Annotated in this window: 3 protein-coding genes; all 3 read right to left on the bottom strand. The window is 29.6% G+C overall.

Features of this window, described 5'->3' with window-relative positions; translation table 11 throughout:
• Positions 1-692: 692 nt before the first annotated feature.
• From E6139_RS22775 to E6139_RS22765, 3 genes are read right to left on the bottom strand one after another with little or no spacing between them, the layout of a single operon-like run.
• Positions 693-1,700: a radical SAM/SPASM domain-containing protein gene (locus E6139_RS22775; RefSeq protein WP_316405828.1), complete on the bottom strand. Its 1,008-nt coding sequence runs from the start codon at positions 1,698-1,700 to the stop codon at positions 693-695.
• Between the two features lie 3 nt (positions 1,701-1,703).
• Entirely contained in the window at positions 1,704-2,549 is an 846-nt protein-coding gene (locus E6139_RS22770) for a PqqD family protein (RefSeq protein WP_316405827.1), read from the bottom strand.
• 17 nt (positions 2,550-2,566) lie between these two features.
• Entirely contained in the window at positions 2,567-3,547 is a 981-nt protein-coding gene (locus E6139_RS22765; protein WP_316405826.1) for a radical SAM protein, read from the bottom strand.
• Positions 3,548-4,268 lie beyond the last annotated feature (721 nt).

Genomic DNA, 4,268 nt, shown 5'->3' with positions numbered 1-4,268 from the left:
AGGTGGCTCTCTATCTCCGATTCGAGTGGCTCAGTTTTTCCCGATTCAGGTGGCTCAATCACGTCCGATGAAGTGGCTCCCAAACTCCGTCGTATGCAGACAGACACTTAGAAACAAAGAGTAATCGTGCGAAAAAAATAGCTGTTCTAAAAAAGTGAAATTTGATATAAAACGCGTGAAATGGATTCATATACATATTTGTTTAAAATTTTCGAAATTGCTCCGTTCCTTATTTTTTAGATAATCTTCATTTATATGTTAAGAAACCCAAAGAAAAATCGTCAATGTCAATAGAGAATAGCGATTAACAACTGAACTCTTATGTAGTCACACATATTTGTTACTTTCCTTTTTTCAGTTTATATGATAATGTTCAATAATTATTTAAATAAATCTAAAACAAAACACAATATAAAATTTCATATTAGATCATAAAGTAATTTAATACTCATACTTCTAGACTTCATCTACTTTTTTAATCCTTTTACTTTGATTTCATTTTTGAAGCTTTCACTCTTTGACTTTGAAAACTAATATAAAAAGGACAATCATAATACTCTTTAGGAGTACTCCTGATAGTCCTTAATTCATTATCTAGACAACGACCTACATAAAGAAAGATAATTACTATTGTCATTTTATTTATCTACTACCGAGAATCTTTCCATTAAAGTCATTTTCAGAATTGATGATTAGAATGTTCCAAATTGTCTTAATTCACATAAAGGGTCTTCATAATCAAAGATTTTATTTGAAATTATAGTAGCCGGACACTCTCGGAAACACATATCTGTAAAAAGACAACCTTCACATTTCTTTATGAACTTAGTCGAAACGTCTATCAAATTAAATAAATCACGATATCTTTGTGACTGCAAAATACTTATTAATGAATCATCTCGAATATTTCCCAAACTAAAAATTTTTTCTGTTTCAAATTTTTGACAAAGAAATACTTCCCCCGTAAAACTAATTCGAATTTCTATATCTGGAGTATAGCCTTCTTCAAAATATAACGGACATTTGCTATTAGAAACATATGGAGGAGTGATATTGAAGTTTTCATCTTGCATTTCTTCCATGATTGGTAAGAGTTCGTCCGCTATATCTTTAATAAGATTACTTGTAGTAGAGATACCTTCTTTTGCTCTCCCAATGTTTATGACTTCTTTGAAAGTGACTGCAAAAACATTATTTCTTTTTAAATCTGATAAAAATGTATACAAATAGTTGGTATTATTTCCCGTGACAACAAAATTGACTGTAACTTTTATATTATTTTCGGTCAGAAGCTTTGTTGCTGTCATGGCTTTATGAAAAGTTCCATTTCCTCTAACAACATCGTTTTCTTCTGGACTTGTTCCATCAATGCTTACTTGCACGTAATCAACAGTTCTACTCAATTTTTTTGCAAGATTATTGTCAATTAGGGTTCCATTAGTTACCAAACCAATTTCAAATCCATAAGTACTTTTCCCAAAATTCAGTATGTCTATAATATTGTTATGTAATAAAGGTTCACCACCAGAAATAATCACTTTATTACACCCAATTTTTGATATCTCATCAAATAATTTTTTAACCTGTTTATCGTCAAATCTATGGGTTGGTTTACCAGAGTTGTTGTAACAATGGACACAGCGTAAATTACATAACGAACCAATTTCAAAATATACACTTCTCAAATTGAATACATTCATTATTTAGATACCTCCAAAATTTAACTGGTACTCGTTAACGGTGCGATTATTAACCTCCTTTCTTAACTCATTAACATATTGGAATCTCAGTTTTGTTAAACCTGAGACAAATTGCTCATCTTCGAAGACATCATTTAAACTAAATATCTTATATGTTATTGAACTCTTTCTTAATGTTTTTGAGATCAGAGCTATTGAATTCTTCAAAATTTTGTTTTCAATAATAGATACACTTTGGTCTCTTACATAGTATTGTAATTCAACAGTTTGATCATTCCGTATTGTCCAAATCATAAAACCACATAAACTGTTTTCAGAAATATTTCTAATTGCAAGGATGAGACTCATCTTATTCAAATGAAAATCACGATTATAGATTAATCCATTTACTGCTAGATCCCCATAAAACGGATTTCTATATATATACAAATCATTTTGAACCCTATCTTCTAAAAATTTTTTCATAAATGAAAAATCGTTTGTTGAAAATGTAGATAATTCTATATTAGCAGTAATATTAACTTTCCCTTCACTAACAAAAGGATTCCCTTGTGGTTCAATTCCACGATTAATTGTCAAATTCTCAATGGTCTTTATTACATCCTTTTCAACAAGATATCGCGGTGCTCCTTTGTATTTCGACATTATACTTGTAATAATATCTTCTATACTTGTATTCCCATCACACATTGTTAGAATATCGTAATATGACGAATTTACAATTTCAGTCTTATGACTTTCAGAGATATTCTTAATAGAAACATATCCATCACGTTCTTTTCTTTGAAAAAGGATATAGTCTTCAACCAAAGATGGCTTGAATTCTGAAATGCTCTTCTTAAGCTTCATTTTGTATTTTCACTCCTTTAATTTAGAATGCTAATTTCTTCGTGATCCTTGTTCATTGTATTGTTACTAGGTGTAGTCATACCTGAAATTGACGTAAGTTCGGAAACCATTTTTTTTACTTCTTCTGTTTTCCAAATTTTATTCAATCCTGCTTCCCAATATTCTGAAAGTGTATGTCTTTTTAAATTTCCAAAAGTAGCAGGAAGATATATTGATGGAGTAATTGAGCCATCTGATAATATACAAATACTATCAGTGTATGATTTACTACCAAAATGGTTTTTGAAAACGATTAGGTGATCTATTGGATCACCCCATTCAAGCGCAACACTTGTTTTTCCGTTTAAATACTCCAATTTTTTTTGATTATATATCTTTTTTAAATCCCTGTAATCCTTTTCATTCGGTAAAATGTAGGAGTTTTTTTCTGCCCTTCCAATGGGCATTAAATCTTGTAATCTAACTTCATTTACATTCATTTCTTCAGCTATTTTATAGACATCTACAAAATCTGATACATTCCATTTTGTAGGTGAAAAAGCAATTCCTGAAAGGATTTCATATTTTTTAAGTAATTTAAGTCCTCTAATTGCACCTTCATAGGCCTTTTCGTTGTTTCGTAGTCTATTATGTGCAGCTCTATTTCCATCTAAACTGATCTGAACATTATTGATTCCTTTTTCTTTTAACAATTTAGTGAAATCATCATTTAAGTACATTCCATTTGTAACCATCGAACTTTTAATATTTGCGGCATTCAATTTTTCTACAATTTGAAGCACTAATTCTTTTCTTACTAGTGTTTCTCCTCCACAAATACAAACACTAAATGGTTTTACATCTATGATTTGATTAATAACATCTAATACTTCAATATCTGAAAGCTCTGTTGAAAAATCTCCTTCTCCGCTGTTATTGTAGCAATGAAGGCAAGACAAATTACAACGATTAGTAATATCGAAACTAATACTTATTGGTCCTTTGACAATATTACTCATTTCCTCACTCCTTGTAATATAATTCTTCGAAGCAAATACTTAATCTGCTTTATTTTTATTCATAATAACCTATCTATTAGTAGCGATTTATTTACTACTTATGAGATGTTTTTGAATTGATCTCTGGAAAGCACCAACTCAAGTTAAGATAGTCAGTTTATTAATGTTTTTGCAATCTTTTTACGATTAGGATTAACATAGAAGCTATAACTCTTACTGTTTACCTATTGGTCTACCAAAAGTATGAAGAATGCTATTTCTGTATGATATTCTTCATATTTAGCCTTAGTTATAACAATTATATAAGTATTGACTTGTCAGTATTCAAGTTACCTCTATTATTAATAATGCTTTTAAAATAAATACTCATAAGTAACTACTTTACTTGAATTTAACAACGTACATCGAGAAAAACCTGAATCTAAAAGTAACCCTTCCCAAAAGGAAAAATATTTATTTTCCCTGTCCAAATCAACTAATAATTTATTAACTTCTTTTACAAACAGCTGCTTCATTCTTTCTTCAATGTATGACAACATATTCTTAAAAACATCAAGAGAATCTTTTGTTAAATGAATAAAGTTGATGCTTACAGAACTTCTATAGTTATTTTCGAGAAACATGTATTTTGCAAGACTTTTATACATAAAATTGCAGAAGAAAAATACACAATACTGCAACCTGAAATCATCCTTTGATTATTTTGATTTTGATAATGCGT

It is taken from the genome of Enterococcus sp. (assembly GCF_032555305.1).
Lineage (GTDB): Bacteria > Bacillota > Bacilli > Lactobacillales > Enterococcaceae > Enterococcus_A.
Note: the sequence above shows the minus strand (reverse complement) of the source record. Positions and strands in the feature narration are given on the sequence as shown.